At 64.6% G+C, this 15,474-nt stretch carries 15 protein-coding genes; 10 read left to right on the forward strand and 5 right to left on the reverse strand.

Going from position 1 to position 15,474, the window contains the following annotated elements:
- Nucleotides 1–86: 86 nt before the first annotated feature.
- A complete protein-coding gene (xdhC, locus tag MST27_RS12760; RefSeq protein WP_243606317.1) occupies nt 87–947 on the forward strand; it encodes a xanthine dehydrogenase accessory protein XdhC in 861 nt (286 codons plus the stop codon).
- A gap of 88 nt (nt 948–1,035) precedes the next feature.
- Entirely contained in the window at nt 1,036–2,343 is a 1,308-nt protein-coding gene (gene guaD / locus MST27_RS12765; protein WP_243606318.1) for a guanine deaminase, read from the forward strand.
- On the opposite strand, the gene MST27_RS12770 is transcribed toward guaD, so the two are convergent.
- From MST27_RS12770 to MST27_RS12785, 4 genes are all read right to left on the reverse strand, one after another.
- Complete coding sequence (locus MST27_RS12770) at nt 2,340–3,212, reverse strand: metal ABC transporter substrate-binding protein (RefSeq protein WP_125876618.1); 873 nt, start codon at nt 3,210–3,212, stop codon at nt 2,340–2,342. The genes guaD and MST27_RS12770 overlap by 4 nt on opposite strands.
- A gap of 11 nt (nt 3,213–3,223) precedes the next feature.
- Nucleotides 3,224–4,087: a metal ABC transporter permease gene (locus tag MST27_RS12775; RefSeq protein WP_243606319.1), complete on the reverse strand. Its 864-nt coding sequence runs from the start codon at nt 4,085–4,087 to the stop codon at nt 3,224–3,226.
- Nucleotides 4,084–4,758: a metal ABC transporter ATP-binding protein gene (locus tag MST27_RS12780; RefSeq protein WP_243606369.1), complete on the reverse strand. Its 675-nt coding sequence runs from the start codon at nt 4,756–4,758 to the stop codon at nt 4,084–4,086. The genes MST27_RS12775 and MST27_RS12780 overlap by 4 nt, the downstream gene beginning before the upstream one ends.
- A gap of 302 nt (nt 4,759–5,060) precedes the next feature.
- Nucleotides 5,061–5,816 (reverse strand): GntR family transcriptional regulator, encoded by a 756-nt coding sequence (locus tag MST27_RS12785; RefSeq protein WP_243606320.1) that lies wholly within the window; start codon nt 5,814–5,816, stop codon nt 5,061–5,063.
- A gap of 358 nt (nt 5,817–6,174) precedes the next feature.
- Here MST27_RS12785 and MST27_RS12790 point away from each other — a divergent pair, with 358 nt between their 5' ends.
- Both MST27_RS12790 and MST27_RS12795 read left to right on the forward strand, forming a co-directional pair.
- Nucleotides 6,175–7,521, forward strand: a complete 1,347-nt coding sequence (locus MST27_RS12790) for an NCS2 family permease (protein ID WP_243606321.1) — start codon at nt 6,175–6,177, stop codon at nt 7,519–7,521.
- Between the two features lie 64 nt (nt 7,522–7,585).
- On the forward strand, nt 7,586–8,212 hold the full coding sequence (locus MST27_RS12795; protein ID WP_243606322.1) for a LysE family translocator: 627 nt from the start codon (nt 7,586–7,588) through the stop codon (nt 8,210–8,212).
- Between the two features lie 290 nt (nt 8,213–8,502).
- Here MST27_RS12795 and uraH read toward each other — a convergent pair whose 3' ends face one another.
- Entirely contained in the window at nt 8,503–8,856 is a 354-nt protein-coding gene (uraH, locus tag MST27_RS12800) for a hydroxyisourate hydrolase (RefSeq protein ID WP_243606370.1), read from the reverse strand.
- Nucleotides 8,857–9,200: 344 nt separating this feature from the next.
- Between uraH and puuE the strand changes: the two genes are divergently transcribed.
- The 6 genes from puuE to MST27_RS12830 all read left to right on the forward strand — a co-directional run bounded on the left by puuE (nt 9,201) and on the right by MST27_RS12830 (nt 15,360).
- Entirely contained in the window at nt 9,201–10,130 is a 930-nt protein-coding gene (puuE, locus tag MST27_RS12805) for an allantoinase PuuE (protein WP_243606323.1), read from the forward strand.
- Nucleotides 10,130–10,645, forward strand: a complete 516-nt coding sequence (uraD, locus tag MST27_RS12810; RefSeq protein WP_243606324.1) for a 2-oxo-4-hydroxy-4-carboxy-5-ureidoimidazoline decarboxylase — start codon at nt 10,130–10,132, stop codon at nt 10,643–10,645. The genes puuE and uraD overlap by 1 nt, the downstream gene beginning before the upstream one ends.
- 86 nt (nt 10,646–10,731) lie before the next feature.
- Complete coding sequence (gene alc / locus MST27_RS12815; protein ID WP_243606325.1) at nt 10,732–11,727, forward strand: allantoicase; 996 nt, start codon at nt 10,732–10,734, stop codon at nt 11,725–11,727.
- Between the two features lie 169 nt (nt 11,728–11,896).
- Nucleotides 11,897–12,409 carry an ureidoglycolate lyase gene (locus MST27_RS12820; protein ID WP_243606326.1) on the forward strand — a complete coding sequence of 171 codons (513 nt, stop codon included), beginning with the start codon at nt 11,897–11,899 and terminating at the stop codon, nt 12,407–12,409.
- 149 nt (nt 12,410–12,558) lie between these two features.
- A complete protein-coding gene (locus tag MST27_RS12825; RefSeq protein WP_243606327.1) occupies nt 12,559–13,830 on the forward strand; it encodes a urate hydroxylase PuuD in 1,272 nt (423 codons plus the stop codon).
- 180 nt (nt 13,831–14,010) lie between these two features.
- A complete protein-coding gene (locus MST27_RS12830; protein ID WP_243606328.1) occupies nt 14,011–15,360 on the forward strand; it encodes a nucleobase:cation symporter-2 family protein in 1,350 nt (449 codons plus the stop codon).
- The last annotated feature ends 114 nt before the right edge of the window (nt 15,361–15,474 follow it).

A 15,474-nucleotide genomic window follows, 5' to 3' on the forward strand; every position in this document is an offset into this window, starting at 1 on the left:
GGACAACGCTTTGCTTGTCCACCTTCAGCGCAACATGATCGTTTCGGTGGCGCCGCTTCGCGGATACACCTGGGAAGGACAGAACCATGAGCAACACGGCCTGGATCGAAGCACTCGCCGACCTGCAGCAACAAGGCGAACCCTGCGTGCTGGTCACCATCATCGAGGAGCGCGGCTCCACGCCGCGCAATGCCGGCTCGAAAATGGTGGTCAGCCGTGAGCGCCTGTACGACACCATCGGCGGCGGCCACCTGGAGTACAAGGCCCAGCAGATCGCCCGTGAAATGCTGGAAAAGCGCAGCCGTGACACCCGCCTCGAGCGCTTCTCCCTCGGCGCCAGCCTCGGCCAGTGCTGCGGTGGCGCCACGGTGCTGCTGTTCGAGCCAATGGGGCAGCCGCAGGCGCATATCGCCGTGTTCGGTGCCGGGCATGTCGGGCGCGCGCTGGTGCCGCTGCTGGCCAGCCTGCCGTGCAAGGTGCGCTGGATCGATTCGCGCGATAACGAATTTCCCGCCGAGATTCCGCGCGGCGTGGAAAAGGTGGTAAACGACGATGTGGTCGAGGAAGTGGATAACATGTCCGCTGGCAGCTACTTCATCGTCATGACCCACAACCATCAGCTCGACCTGGAACTGACCGCCGCGATCCTTTCGCGCAACGATTTCACCTACTACGGGCTGATCGGCTCCAAGAGCAAACGCGCCAGGTTCGAACACCGTCTGCGGGACCGCGGCTTCCAGCCGGAGACCGTGCAGCGCATGCGCTGCCCGATGGGCATCGCCGAGGTGAAGGGCAAGCTGCCGGTGGAGATCGCCGTGTCCATCGCCGGCGAGGTGATTGCCACCTACAACGCGCATTTCGGTGAAAAGGGTGGGGAGAAAGCCGAGGACGGTGAAAAGCCGGTACCGATGCTGGTCCCCGCTTCGCGCCGCGCCCAGACCAACTGACCACCCGACATTGTTGCAGGCACGCCCTTCGGCGGCGGCCTGCCCATGTCAACGCATCACCCTCATACAACGATTTTCGAGAGTCACCATGCCAAGCACCAAAGCCTACCGTGCCGCCCTGCTCCACTGCCTCGCCGACCCGCGCGAAGTGGGCATCGAGCAAGCCCATGAATACTTCGAGGACGGCCTGCTGGTCGTCGAGGACGGCAAGGTCGCGCGCATCGGCCACGCCGCCGAACTGCTGCCGACCCTGGCGGCCGGCACCGAGGTTGTCGAATACCCGGACGCGCTGATCACTCCGGGTTTCGTCGACACCCATATCCACTACCCGCAGGTCGGCGTCATCGGCTCCTACGGCGCGCAGCTGCTGGATTGGCTGGAAACCTACACCTTTCCCAACGAGGGCCGCTTCAGCGACATGGCCCACGCCCGCGGGCAGGCCGAGCTGTTTCTTGGCGAGCTGCTGCGCAACGGCACCACCACCGCGCTGGTGTTCGGCACGGTGCACAAGCAGTCGGTGGACGCCTTCTTCGAGGCCTGCGAGAAGCGCAATCTGCGGATGATCGCCGGCAAGGTGCTGATGGACCGCAACGCCCCGGAGTTCCTCACCGACACCGCCGAGTCCGGCTACGCCGACAGCCGCGAGCTGATCGAGCGCTGGCACGGCAAGGGCCGTCTGCACTACGCCGTCACCCCGCGTTTCGCCCCGACCAGCACGCCGGAGCAGCTCACCCTGGCCGGCAAGCTGTTCGCCGAATTCCCGGACCTGTACATGCACACCCACATCTCCGAGAACAAGCAGGAGGTCGAGTGGGTCAAGGAGCTGTTCCCCGAGCGCAAAGGCTATCTGGACGTCTACGACCACCACGGCCTGATCGGCCCGCGCTCGGTGTTCGCCCACGGCATCCACCTGTGCGACGACGAGTGCAAACGCCTCGGTGAGACCGGCTCGGCGGTGTCGTTCTGTCCGACCTCCAACCTGTTCCTCGGCAGCGGCCTGTTCGACCTGGCCAAGGTGGAAGGCTTCGGTGTGCGCGTCGGCCTGGGCACCGATGTCGGCGGCGGCACCAGCTTCTCGCAGCTCGCCAGCCTCAACGAGGCGTACAAGGTGTTGCAGCTGCAGGGCCAGAAGCTCGACGCGTTCAAGGCGCTCTATCTCGCCACCCTCGGCGGCGCGCGGGCGCTCTATCTGGACGACCGGATCGGCAACCTGCAGCCGGGCAAGGAGGCCGACTTCGTGGTGCTCGACTACAAGGCGACGCCGCTGATCGACTATCGCCTGAGCCAGGCGACGACCCTGCAGGAAAAGCTCTTCGCCCTGATGATCCTCGGCGACGACCGCGCGGTGAAGGAAACCTTTGCCGCCGGCGTCTCGGTGCATCGCAAGGCTGGCTAGGGCTGCAACGCCTGCATCAGCGTATCGAGGTTGTGCTCGAACATGCCCAGGTAGGTGCTGGCCGGGCCTGCGCTGGCCAGCGCATCGGAGTACAGGGTGCCGCCGACCGTGGCGCCCGCCTCTTCGGCGATCTGCTCAATGAGCCGCGGATCACGAATGTTCTCCACGAACACGGCCCTCACCCCTTCCTCGCGGAGCTGGCGGATCAACGCGGCCACGTCGGCGGCCGAGGGTTCGTCATGGGTCGACAGCCCCTGCGGCGCGATGAACTGGAGCTGCCAGGCCTGCCCCAGATAGCCGAAGGCGTCATGGCTGGTCACCACCTTGCGCTGGCTGGCCGGCAGGCTGCCGATACGGGTATCGGCCTTCTTCAGCAGCGCGTGTAGCCGGCTCAGGTAGGCGTCACGACGTCGCTCATAGTCGTTGCGATGCGCCGGATCGAGCGCCACGAGCGCCTTGGCGATATTGCGCACGTAGATTTCGGCATTGGTCAGGCTCTGCCACGCATGAGGGTCAGGCACCGCCTCGCCCTCCTCTTCCAGCATCAGAGGCACGACACCCGCGCTGGCATCGATCCGCTTGCCCGCCGGCTCGCTGCTGGCCAGCAGACGCTCCAGCCAGGGTTCGAAGCCCAGCCCGTTGGCGATGATCAGGTCGGCGCGGAGCAAGGCCTGGGCATCATCCGGGCTGGGTTCATAAAGGTGCGCGTCGGCGTCGGGACCGACCAGATTGGCCAGTTCGATATGCTCGCCACCGACCTCCCGCGTCATGTCGGCAAGGATGCTGAAGCTGGTCACGACGCTGATCTTTTCGGCCGCCTGCAGGGAAAGGGGCAGCCAGAGGGCCAACAACAGAAACAGGTAACGCATGGGTTGATACCTCAGACGGTCTGGATTGAAGCGCGCGAACGCAGCAGGCCATATACCGGGCCCGCAACGACTGAAATCAGGTAGAACGCCCCCGCGAGCAGGACGATGCACGGCCCGCTGGGCAGGCTGGCGTAGAACGACAGCAGCAGCCCCAGCCATACGCACAGGGCGCCCAGCAGCGCAGCCAGCGGCAACAGGACGGGCAGGCGTCGGCTCCAGAAGCGCGCGGCCGCAGCCGGCAGCATCATCAGCCCCACCACCATCAGCGCACCGATGGCCTGGAAGCCGATCACCAGGTTGAGCACCACCAGTGTCAGAAAGCCCGCATGGGCGAGTGGCCCGATTCGGCTGACGCTGCGCAGGAACAACGGGTCCAGGCTGTCCAGCGCCAGGGCACGGTAGATCAGTGCCAGCACCAGCAGGCTGAACGCCGCCGTGGCGAGCATGCCGCTGAGGGTGTCGGCGTCCACGGCCAGCGCGGAGCCAAACAGCAGGTGCAGGAGGTCGAGCTTGCGTCCCGCCAGGCCGAGCAGCAGCACGCCGCTGGCCAGCGAAATGGGATAAAGCGCGGCGAGGCTGGCGTCTTCGCGCAAGCCGGTACGGCGGCTGACCCAGGCCGCTGCGCCGGCCATGCCGAGTCCGGCGGTCAGCCCACCGACCGTCAGGGCCGGCAGGCTGAGACCGAACAGCCAGAATGCCAGCGCCGCACCCGGCAGGATGCCGTGGGCGATGGCATCGCCGATCAGACTCATCCGCCGCAGGATCAGGAAGACACCCAGCGGCGCCGCGCTGCAGGCCAGCGCCACGCCGCCGAGCAGCGCGCGGCGCATAAAGGCGAACTCGGCAAAGGGGCTCCATGCCAGTTCCAGTGTCATGCGACCCGCCTGAGAAGGGTGTCTTGCCCGGCCAACAGCTGTCGAATCGGCGCCGCAACGCATCCGCTTCGGGCAATCGACAACCCGTCGCATCGCTGCTCGCCGAGCCCGGCAAGGTTGTGGCTGACGAGCATCAGGGTTCGCCCTTCATCCCGCCAACGCGTTATGTGCGCCCAGAGCAGGCGGACGCCGATTTCGTCCAGCGCCGCCTCGGGCTCATCGAGCAACAGGACATGCGCCTCGGTCAGGCTCAGGCGCGCCAGCAGCGCCCGCTGCAATTCCCCACCGGACAGCGCATGCAGGCCCTGGGTCTTCACGTCGAGCAAGCCCCAGTCCGCCAGGGCCCGATGCAACCGTTGCCGCCGCTCGCGTCGGCCAAGGCCGCTGCGCCAGAAGCCGGCACTGACCAACTCGTTGAGGCGGATCGGAAACTGCCGGTCAACCTCCTGCTGTTGCGGCAGATATGCGATGCCGCCCAGGCGCGGGACGGCCGACTCGACGCGCCCCGCCAATGGCCGATCCAAGCCGGCGATCACCTTGAGCAAGCTGCTCTTGCCCGATCCGTTGGCGCCGATCACGGCCGTCAGGCTGCCGGGCGCCAGCTGGAGATCCAAGGGTGGGGTCAGGGCGCGCCCGCCGGCTCCCCATTGCAAGTCATGGCATTCGATCATGGTCATCCGCTGCCCGATCCGCTGGCCGGGCTCTCACGCTGTCTGGTCGATCCGGTGCCAGCAGCCATTCGGGCTAGCTGACACACGGCAGTGAATGTATGGGTTATAACATAACATTACGAGCGACAGATGTGTCCAGCCCCCCCCCCCCGTGACGGATCCAGGGCGGGAAACGCGAAGTTCTGATCCCGGACCTGACGGTCGAAGCGGGTTTTGATGGTGGGATGGGGCATGCCCGGCAGGCTTGCGCCGGGCGCCCAGGAGCCTACTGAACGCGGGTGTTCAGCGAGGAGTGGCCCGAATCAGCGGGTCGCGCGCGGCTTCTTCTTCGCCAGCGCCAGATGCGAGAAGACCGCGTGCAGGTCGTCCGAAGCGCCGTCTTCGTCGAGGTTGAGCTTGCTGTCGATATGATCCATGTGATGCATCATCAGGCTCACTGCCTTGTCGGCATCGCGCGCAGCGATGGCGTCGATGAGCTGGTTGTGCTCGTCGTACGAGCAGTGCGAACGGTTGCCGCTTTCGTACTGCGCGATGATCAGGGAGGTCTGCGATACCAGGCTGCGCTGGAAGCTCACCAGCGGCGCATTCTTCGCAGCCTCGGCCAGCTTGAGGTGAAACTCACCGGACAAGCGGATACCGGCTCCGCGATCGCCACGGGCAAAGCAGGCCTGCTCGTCCTTGACCATCTGCCGCAGCTCGCTGAGTTGTTCAGCACTGGCATGCTGTACCGCCAACTCGGTGATGGCCCTCTCCACCAGGCGACGGGCAAAGAAGATCTGGCGCGCTTCCTCGACACTCGGGCTGGCCACCACGGCCCCGCGATTGGGTCGCAGCAGCACCACGCCCTCATGGGCCAGCCTCGACAGTGCGCGCCGGATGATGGTGCGGCTCACGCCGAAGATCTCGCCCAGGGCTTCCTCACTGAGCTTGGTGCCCGGGGCCAGCCGTTGTTCGAGAATGGCGTCGAAGATATGGGCGTAAACGATGTCGTCCTGGGTCCCGGTGCGGACCTTGCCGCTTCGCGTCGGCTTCTTCAAAGGCTGCAACTGTTCGTTCATGGTGACTCGCGTCGGAAATGTCGGCAGACGGAACTTTACTGCCTTTCAGGCCCTGCCTGGCAGTAGGCGGCGCGCAAACAGCGAAATAAATCGAAAATAATTGTGCACAATCAATATGCTGCGATTCTCAGCCAGGCGCCCAGCCAAACGCGGCCTCATCATGCCTTAGGTGGCCACTGCCCCGAACCGCAACCACCTGGCATCAAATCGATTTGCATTTTTTGTATACAAACGCATAATCGCGACAAGCCTTCCTGACCTTTCGGTCAACAAACCGAACAGGACGCGCCCTCACCATCACCCGCCCTCAAGAGCGCCGCTCTGGGTGATAGACAACAAGAACGATGAGGAACACCTTGTGGAAAGCACCAAGCAGGAACAGGCGGCCCTCGGGCTGCAGCCGAAGAATCCCGGCTGGCTCGACCGAATCTTCAAACTCAGCGCACACCGGACCAGCGTCAAGACCGAACTGCTCGCCGGCCTGACGACCTTCGTCACCATGGCCTACATCATCTTCGTCAACCCGAACATCATGGCCGACGCCGGCATCGACCACGGCGCCGCCTTCGTCGCGACCTGCATCGGTGCGGCGCTCGGCTGTCTGTTGATGGGCCTGTACGCGAACTGGCCGGTGGGCCTGGCGCCTGGCATGGGCCTGAACGCCTTCTTCACCTACACAGTGGTTGGCGAGATGGGCTACAGCTGGCAGATCGCCCTGGGCGCGGTGTTCATCTCCGGCGTGCTGTTCATGATCATGAGCCTGTCGCGCATCCGCGAATGGCTGCTCAACAGCATCCCCATGAGCCTGCGCTTCGCCATGGGCGCCGGAGTCGGCCTGTTCCTCGGACTGATAGGCCTGAAGACCGCCGGCATCGTGGTCGACAGCCCGGCCACCCTGCTTACCATGGGTTCGTTCGGCGAGCCCACTGCCCTGCTCGCCGCGCTGTGTTTTCTGATGATCGCGGTGCTCAGCCACCGCAACGTCTTCGGCGCGATCCTGCTGAGCATGCTGGTGGTCACCGGTATCGGCTGGGCGATGGGGCTGGTCGAGTACAACGGCCTGGTATCGATGCCGCCGAGCCTGGCGCCAACCTGGTTGGCGATGGACATCGCCGGTGCATTCAACGTGGCGATGGTCAGCGTGATCCTCGCGTTTCTCTTCGTGAACATGTTCGACACCGCCGGCACCCTCATGGGCGTCGCTCATCGCGCCAACCTGGTGAACGAGGACGGCAAGATTGAGAACCTGTCCCGCGCATTGAAAGCTGACAGCAGCTCCAGCGTCGCAGGTGCGTTGGTGGGCTGCCCTCCGGTGACAAGCTACGTGGAGAGCGCCTCGGGCGTGGCCGCGGGCGGCCGCACCGGGCTGACCGCGGTGACCGTCGGCGTGCTGTTTCTGATCGCGATGTTTTTCGCCCCGCTGGCTGGCATGATTCCCGCCTATGCCACCGCAGGCGCGCTGATCTATGTGGCGATGCTGATGATGAGCGGCATGGCGCATATCGACTGGAAGGACCACACCGACACCATCCCGGCAATCGTGACCGTGGTGATGATGCCGCTGACGTTCTCCATCGCCAACGGCATCGCCCTGGGCTTCCTGACCTACGCGACGCTGAAGCTGCTCACCGGGCAACGCGACAAGGTCTCGATCAGCCTGTATGTGTTGTGCGTGATATTCGTCGCAAAGTTTGCCTTTCTCTGAGCGAGGCGCGCATCACCGCCCCGTCGCGCCGCGGCGGGGCTTTTCTGTTTCTCGGGAGGGTGTGATGAGTCTGGAAACCTGGTTGTTGTATGCGAGCGCGGCGCTGGTGGTGATCCTGATCCCCGGACCGCTGTCGCTGCTGATGATCAGCAACAGCCTGAACCATGGGGTTCGCCGCTCGTGGCCGGCGTTTCTCGGCGGGGTGACGGCCTCCATTCTCCTGCTCAGCGCCTCGGCACTGGGGCTTGGCGCCATCCTGCTGGCCTCGGAGCGGCTCTTCAGCACGCTCAAGCTGGTCGGTGCGCTGTACCTGTTCTACCTCGCCTGGCAGAGCTGGCAAGAGGCACGCCGCGCACCGGTTGCGCGCGAGGTCGATGGCCCAGCGTCAGCGCCGCGGTTCGGGCGCCTGTTCGGGCAGGCCTTTCTGCTCGGCGGCAGCAACCCAAAGGACATCCTCTTCTTCGCCGCCTTTCTGCCGCAGTTTCTCAATGCGGAACAGCCGTTGCTGCCGCAGCTGCTGATCATGGTCGCCACCTGGGCGGTGCTCGACCTGTGTTGCAAGCTGGCCTATGGGCTGGGCGCGCAGGGCGCGGCGCGTTACCTGCGCACCGGGAAGGGGCATGTGTGGTTCAACCGGACGAGCGCGGCACTGTTCGGGGGCGCAGGAGCGGTTTCGTTGATGAGTCGCTGAGGGGGGCACCGGCTTGCGTCGTGTTCGGCGACCCCTGCATCACGGCGTGTCACCTTGTCGGGATGAGCACGGGTGGAAAACCGTGCAGCGTTTTCCACCCGGTGTGGCGCGCACATGGTGCCTGCCGTAACGCGTTGCCATCTCGCGAACCTTGCGTCATAGGTGCCTGGCGCCAGACCCGGACTATCGCCTCAAGCGCCACACGCGAGTCAAAACCCACCCTATAAAAAACCCGCCATTACGGCGGGCAAAGGGACTCCAGTAGAGTCAGCACTGAAGGGAAAAAACGACTAGCTACCCCGGTAGGTCGAATAGCTATACGGAGAAATCAACAACGGCACGTGGTAGTGATTCTGCTCGGCGCTGATGCCGAACCGCAGCACCACGACATCCAGAAATGCCGGCTCAGCCAGCGACACGCCGCGGCGGCGGTAGTAGTCACCGGCCGAAAACTGCAGCTGATAGACGCCGGAACGGTAGGCATCGCCTTCCAGCAGGGGCGAATCGCAACGGCCATCATCATTGGTCTGGCGCGTGGTGATCAGCTCAAGGCGATCGCCGTCGACGCGATAGAGCTCGATGCGGATATCGCTGCCCGGGCAACCGTGGGCGGCATCCAGTACGTGTGTGGTCAAACGTCCCATAGGTTCCAGCATGACGGACCTGCCGCCCTGCCTGCCTCCTCGTGTGTGGTGGATGTCTTGGCAGGAGCATAGCACCTCGCACAAAAAACTAAAGACAGTTTCCTAAAAAATTGTACACAAGTTTAGCCACATGCCTTCTGGCCCGTTTTCTGCTCGCTGAAAACAGAGCAGCCGCTTGGCAGCAGGCCACTGGTTTGTCGAGGACGACCCCAGGCAGCCTATTTTTCGTTGGCCTCTGAATTATTTACGGGGTTTGGATTTACAAATCGAAAATCATTTTGTATACAATCAAGCCACACAGCTGCCGCATCCTGGCGGCAATCCGGTTCGAACAAGGAACGACAATGAGCGCCGACTACCCTCGTGACCTTATCGGCTATGCCGAGAACCCGCCCCATCCGCAATGGCCGGGCGACGCCCGTATCGCCCTGTCCTTCGTGCTGAACTACGAGGAAGGCGGCGAGCGCAGCGTGCTGCATGGCGACAAGGAATCCGAAGCCTTTCTCTCCGAGATGGTCGCGGCGCAACCCCTGCAGGGCGTGCGCAACATGAGCATGGAGTCGCTCTATGAATACGGCAGCCGCGCCGGGGTCTGGCGCCTGCTCAAGCTGTTCAAGCGCCACGACATTCCGCTGACCATCTTTGCCGTGGCCATGGCCGCGCAGCGCCATCCGGAGGTCATCAAGGCGATGGTCGCCGACGGCCACGAGATCTGCAGTCATGGCTATCGCTGGATCGACTACCAGTACATGGACGAAAACCAGGAACGGGAGCATATGCAGGAGGCCATCCGCCTCCTCACCGAGCTCACCGGCGAGCGCCCGCTGGGCTGGTACACCGGCCGCACCAGCCCCAACACCCGGCGCCTGGTGCGCGAGGAAGGCGGCTTCCTCTACGACTCGGACACCTACGACGACGACCTGCCCTACTGGGACCCCGAATCCACCCCCGTCAAGCCGCACCTGGTGATCCCCTATACGCTGGACACCAACGACATGCGCTTCACCCAGGTGCAGGGTTTCAACAAGGGCGACGACTTCTACCAGTACCTGAAGGACGCCTTCGACGTGCTCTATGCAGAAGGCTGCGAAGGTGCGCCGAAAATGCTGTCCATTGGCATGCACTGTCGCCTACTGGGTCGCCCCGCTCGCCTGGCGGCGCTGCAGCGCTTTATCGAGTACGCCAAGGGGCATGACAAGGTCTGGTTCGCCCGCCGCGTCGATATCGCCCGGCACTGGCACGCCACCCACCCCATGACCGCGGAGCGCAATTGATGACCCCGTTCAAGACGATCAAGCCCTCGACCCTCGACCGCGACGCCTTCGTCGCCGCCTTCGCCGATGTCTACGAGCATTCGCCCTGGGTCGCCGAGACGGTCTATGGCGCCGGCGTCGACGAGACGCTGGACTACGTCGAGGTGATGCACACCCGCCTGTCCCAGGCGATGCTCGCCGCCGACCATGACACCCAGCTGGCGCTGGTCAATGCGCACCCGGACCTGGCCGGCAAGGCCGCCATCCGCGGCGAGCTGACCGCATCGAGCACCTCCGAGCAGGCCGGTGCCGGCATTCATGAATGCACACCGGAAGAGTTCGCCCGTTTCACCGAACTCAACGACGCCTACAAGGCGAAATTCGGCTTCCCCTTCATCATGGCGGTCAAGGGCAGCAACCGGCACCAGATCCTCGCCGCGTTCGAGGAGCGCATCCACAACGAGCCCGAGCAGGAGTTCGCCCGGGCGCTGGCGGAGATCAACAAGATCGCCCTGTTCCGCCTGCAGGCCATGTAGCCGGAACGGGAAACAGGCAACACCGCAACACCGCAACACAGGCAATAAAGGCAGAAACCGCTCCATTCAATTCAAGGCAGATCGCGATGAAAGCTTACGCCGTACCCTTCGAGAAATACGTCAACCTGGCCGACGCCCGTCTGGGCACCCGCGCCATTTCCGTCACGGACGACTGGTTCGCCGACGTCAACCGGCTGTTCCAGCCGACGCCGGCCGTATGGAAGGAGGGCGTGTTCGATGACAACGGCAAGTGGATGGACGGCTGGGAGTCGCGCCGCAAGCGCTTCGAAGGTTACGACCATGCGGTGATCCGCCTCGGCGTACCGGGCTGGATCAAGGGCGTGGACATCGACACCAGCCACTTCACCGGCAACTACCCGCCGTCGGCCTCGCTGGAAGCCTGCTTCGTCGCCGACGGCGACCCGAGCGACGACACCGTCTGGACGGAAATCCTCCCGGCCGTCGAGCTGCAGGGCAACAGCCACCACTACCACGAGATCGCCTTCGACAAGCCGGTCAGCCACCTGCGCTTCAACATCTACCCGGACGGCGGCGTCGCCCGCTTGCGCGTGCACGGCATCCCGTACCGCGACTGGAGCAGCATCGGCGACAACGAGCAGGTCGACCTGGCGGCGGCGCTGAATGGCGGCCGCGCACTGGCCTGCTCGGACGAGCACTTCGGGCGGATGAGCAACATCCTCAACCCGAACCGTGGCGAGAACATGGGCGACGGTTGGGAAACCGCCCGCCGCCGTACCCCGGGCAATGACTGGGTGATCGTCGCCCTCGGCCATCCGGGCGAGATCGAGCGCATCGTCGTCGATACCCTGCACTTCAAGGGCAACTACCCGGACAGCTGCTCGATCCAGGCGGCTTACGTCAAAGGCGGCACCGATAGCCAGATCGAGACCCAGAGCCTGTTCTGGCGCGAGCTGCTGCCGAGCCAGAAGCTGTCGATGCACGCCGAACACGAGTTCAGCGAGCAGATCGCCAAGCTCGGCCCGATCACTCACGTGCGCCTGAACATCTTCCCGGACGGCGGCGTCAGCCGGCTGCGGCTGTTTGGCAAGGTGGCGAAGTAAGGAGCGGGATTGGCCCCTCACCCCGGCCCTCTCCCCAAGGGGGAGAGGGAGGAACGAGGTTAGCCGTTTCTCCGCGCCAGTCCCCTCTCCCCTCCGGGGAGAGGGTTAGGGTGAGGGGAGCAAACCCACGCGAACAACGAAAAGCATCCACTAACTGAACGAGCAAACCATGCGCACCCTGACCATCGAGCCACTGACCAAGGAAGCCTTCGCCCCCTTCGGCGACGTCATCGAGACCGAAGGCAGCGACTACTTCATGATCAACAAAGGCTGGACCCGCCGCTATCACAAGCTGGCCACGGTCGAGACCGCCGCGCCCGAGGATCAGGCGATCATCAGCATCTTCGCCGCCGAGGCGCTGGAAATGCCGCTGGTCATCCGCATGCTCGAACGTCATCCGCTGGGCAGCCAGGCCTTCATCCCGCTGCTCGGCAACCCCTTTCTGGTCGTGGTCGCGCCACTTGGCGATGCACCTGTACCGGGCCACGTCCGCGCCTTTCGCAGCAACGGCAGGCAGGGCGTCAATTACCACCGCGGCGTCTGGCACCACCCGGTGCTGACGATCGAAAAGCGGGATGAATTCCTGGTGGTCGATCGCAGCGGTTCTGGCAACAACTGCGACGAGCATTTTTTCACCGAGGATGAGCTGGTTCTCCTCGACCCCCACCGGGACTCCAAGTAAGCGACCGACCGATCAACGAGGCCATCGCCGACGCGGCTGCCGTGCTCAGCCGATACCGCCATGCGTGCTGCTGACAAGCCGGACACTTGCGACGAGTCGAATAAGAAGAAACAGCGGTTGGTCCGCCAGCCGTGCAAGAGGTAACTATCGTGGAAGCACATCTGACCGAATGGCTGAACCTTACTATTCGCTGGATTCACATGATCGTCGGCATCGCCTGGATCGGTGCCTCGTTCTATTTCGTCTGGCTGGAAAACAATCTCAACCGCGCCAACCCACGTGATGGTCTCTCGGGAGATCTCTGGGCGATTCACGGCGGCGGCATCTACCACCTGGAGAAGTACAAGCTCGCCCCACCCCGAATGCCGGAGAACCTGCACTGGTTCAAGTGGGAGGCCTATACCACCTGGCTGTCGGGCGTGGCCCTGCTGATGGTGGTCTACTACCTGAACCCCACCCTCTATCTGATCGCACCCGGCAGCGACCTGACCCCGGCCATGGCGATCGCCATCGGCTTCGGCTCGCTGATCGTCGGCTGGTTCGTCTATGACCTGCTCTGCGACTCGCCGCTCGGCAAGCAGCCCGCGCTGCTCGGCCTGGTGCTGTTCGTCCTGGTGATCTTTGCCGCCTGGGCCTATTCGCAGGTATTCGGCGGTCGCGCCGCCTACATCCACACCGGCGCGCTGATCGGCACCATCATGGTCGGCAACGTGTTCCGCATCATCATGCCGGCGCAGCGCGCGCTGGTCGCTGCGATCGAGCAGAACCGCACCCCCGACCCGGTGCTGCCGGCCAAGGGGCTGCTGCGCTCGCGGCACAACAACTATTTCACTCTGCCGGTGCTGTTCATCATGATCAGCAACCACTTCCCGAGCACCTACGGCAGTCAGTACAACTGGGCGATCCTGGCCGGCATATCGGTGCTGGCCGTGCTGGTACGCCACTACTTCAACACCCGGCATGACAGCAACCGCTTCGCCTGGGCGCTGCCGGCCGCGGCGGTCGGGATGATCTGCCTGGCCTTCGTCACCGCGCCGAACCGCCAGGGTGGTGTGCCCAACGCCGCTCCGACCAGCCCGCGCGAGCAGAGCATCGAGGCGCAACAGGCCGCGACGGCGCCGGACGAGCAGCAAGAAGCCGCGCCAGCGTCAGCCGGCGAGGGCGAATTCGCCGAGGTCCGTCGTGTGATCGACGAGCGCTGCACGGTGTGCCACGCGGCGCAGCCGAGCAGCCCGCTGTTCAGCGCCGCGCCGGCGGGCGTGATGTTCGACACGCCCGAGCAGATCCGCCAGCAGGCCGCGAAGATCCATGCGCAAGCCGTGGCCAGCCAGATCATGCCGCTGGGCAACATGACCAACATGACCCAGGACGAGCGCGACCTGCTCGGCGCCTGGATCGACAAGGGCGCGCCGATCGATTGATCGCGCCCGCTGGCCGCGCCGCTCCCGGCGCGGCCATTGCCTTTCCTTCTGATTGACGTTCAGGCGAGACCGCGCCCGACACCACCGGCCTGGCCGGAACCCGAGCACCCTAAACCCGGCCCCGCACGTTCAGCGGGACCGTCGCGACCTCCAATAACAAAAGCGTCCGAGGTGTTTTGCATGAACGAAGTGAGCGAACGGGAAACCGCACCCGTCAGGGAGCCGCGACTGCCCCTGTTGCAAATGCTGCTGGTGAGCGTTCAGCACGTGCTGCTGATGTACGGTGGGGCCGTTGCCGTCCCGCTGATCGTGGGCCAGGCGGCCGGGCTGTCACGTGAGGAAATCGCCTTCCTGATCAATGCCGACCTGCTCGTAGCCGGCATCGCGACGGTCGTGCAATCCATGGGCATCGGCCCGGTGGGCATCCGCATGCCGGTCATGATGGGTGCCAGCTTTGCCGCGGTGAGCAGCATGGTGGTGATGGCCGGCATGCCCGGCGTTGGCATGCCGGGCATTTTCGGCGCGACCATCGCGGCAGGCTTCTTCGGTCTGCTGATCGCGCCATTCGTGTGCAAGATCGTGCGGCTGTTTCCCCCGCTGGTCACGGGCACCGTGATCACCGCCATCGGTCTTTCATTGTTCCCGGTCGCGGTGAACTGGGCCGGCGGCGGCAGCGGTACGGGCCAGTTCGGCGCCCTGCCCTATCTCGGCGTGGCCGCGGCAGTGCTGGCGGTGATCCTGCTGATCAACCAGTTCCTGCGCGGTTTCTGGGTCAATGTCTCGGTCTTGATCGGCATGGGCATGGGCTACGTGCTGGCGGGCAGCCTGGGCATGGTCGACCTGTCGGGACTCGACGCCGCGCCAGCGGTCCAGGTGGTCACGCCGAATCATTTCGGCGCGCCGCAATTCCTGCTCGCGCCCATTCTGTCGATGTGCCTGGTGGTGGTGATCATCTTCGTCGAATCGGCCGGCATGTTTCTGGCGCTGGGCAAGATCACCGGGCAGGAAGTCGACCCCCGCCAACTGCGCCGCGGCCTGCTGTGCGATGCCGGCGCGACCTTCCTGGCCGGTTTCATGAACACCTTCACGCATTCGTCTTTTGCGCAGAACATCGGCCTGGTGCAGATGACTGGCGTGCGCAGCCGCTACGTCACGGCCATTGCCGGCCTGCTGCTGATCAGCCTGAGCCTGTTGCCCAAGGCGGCGTTTCTCGTGGCCTCGATTCCGGCGGCCGTGCTTGGCGGCGCCGGGATCGCCATGTTCGGCATGGTCGCCGCGACGGGCATCAAGATCCTTCAGGAAGCCGATATCGGCGACCGGCGCAACCAGTTGCTCGTCGCGGTGAGTATCGGCCTGGGGATGGTGCCGGTGGTGCGGCCCGAGTTTTTCGCCCACCTGCCGCACTGGATGGAGCCCATTACCCATAGCGGCATCGCCGTGGCGACTCTCAGCGCCGTGACGCTCAACCTGCTGTTCAATGTACTGGGTGGCCCGGAGCGCCATGCACTGACGGGTGCTGCGCACCACTGACAGCCGCCCGACCGGAGCCTGCCACATGCGGGCTCCGCGCGCTCCGACGTTCTTCCCGATGCTCGACAAGCCACGCGCCCCCGTTAAAATGCGGCGCCCGCCTGCCGAACCGAG

The sequence above is a fragment of the Stutzerimonas marianensis genome, assembly GCF_022810315.1.
GTDB lineage: Bacteria > Pseudomonadota > Gammaproteobacteria > Pseudomonadales > Pseudomonadaceae > Stutzerimonas > Stutzerimonas marianensis.

Bases quoted from the DNA above. Each gene is read 5' to 3' on its own strand.
- MST27_RS12785 (WP_243606320.1), bottom strand. From the start codon at position 5,816: ATGAACGAACAGTTGCAGCCTTTGAAGAAGCCGACGCGAAGCGGCAAG.
- guaD (WP_243606318.1), top strand. From the start codon at position 1,036: ATGCCAAGCACCAAAGCCTACCGTGCCGCCCTGCTCCACTGCCTCGCC.
- MST27_RS12770 (WP_125876618.1), bottom strand. From the start codon at position 3,212: ATGCGTTACCTGTTTCTGTTGTTGGCCCTCTGGCTGCCCCTTTCCCTG.
- uraD (WP_243606324.1), top strand. From the start codon at position 10,130: ATGACCCCGTTCAAGACGATCAAGCCCTCGACCCTCGACCGCGACGCC.
- MST27_RS12775 (WP_243606319.1), bottom strand. From the start codon at position 4,087: ATGACACTGGAACTGGCATGGAGCCCCTTTGCCGAGTTCGCCTTTATG.
- uraH (WP_243606370.1), bottom strand. From the start codon at position 8,856: ATGGGACGTTTGACCACACACGTACTGGATGCCGCCCACGGTTGCCCG.
- puuE (WP_243606323.1), top strand. From the start codon at position 9,201: ATGAGCGCCGACTACCCTCGTGACCTTATCGGCTATGCCGAGAACCCG.
- MST27_RS12820 (WP_243606326.1), top strand. From the start codon at position 11,897: ATGCGCACCCTGACCATCGAGCCACTGACCAAGGAAGCCTTCGCCCCC.
- MST27_RS12780 (WP_243606369.1), bottom strand. From the start codon at position 4,758: ATGATCGAATGCCATGACTTGCAATGGGGAGCCGGCGGGCGCGCCCTG.
- xdhC (WP_243606317.1), top strand. From the start codon at position 87: ATGAGCAACACGGCCTGGATCGAAGCACTCGCCGACCTGCAGCAACAA.
- alc (WP_243606325.1), top strand. From the start codon at position 10,732: ATGAAAGCTTACGCCGTACCCTTCGAGAAATACGTCAACCTGGCCGAC.
- MST27_RS12795 (WP_243606322.1), top strand. From the start codon at position 7,586: ATGAGTCTGGAAACCTGGTTGTTGTATGCGAGCGCGGCGCTGGTGGTG.
- MST27_RS12830 (WP_243606328.1), top strand. From the start codon at position 14,011: ATGAACGAAGTGAGCGAACGGGAAACCGCACCCGTCAGGGAGCCGCGA.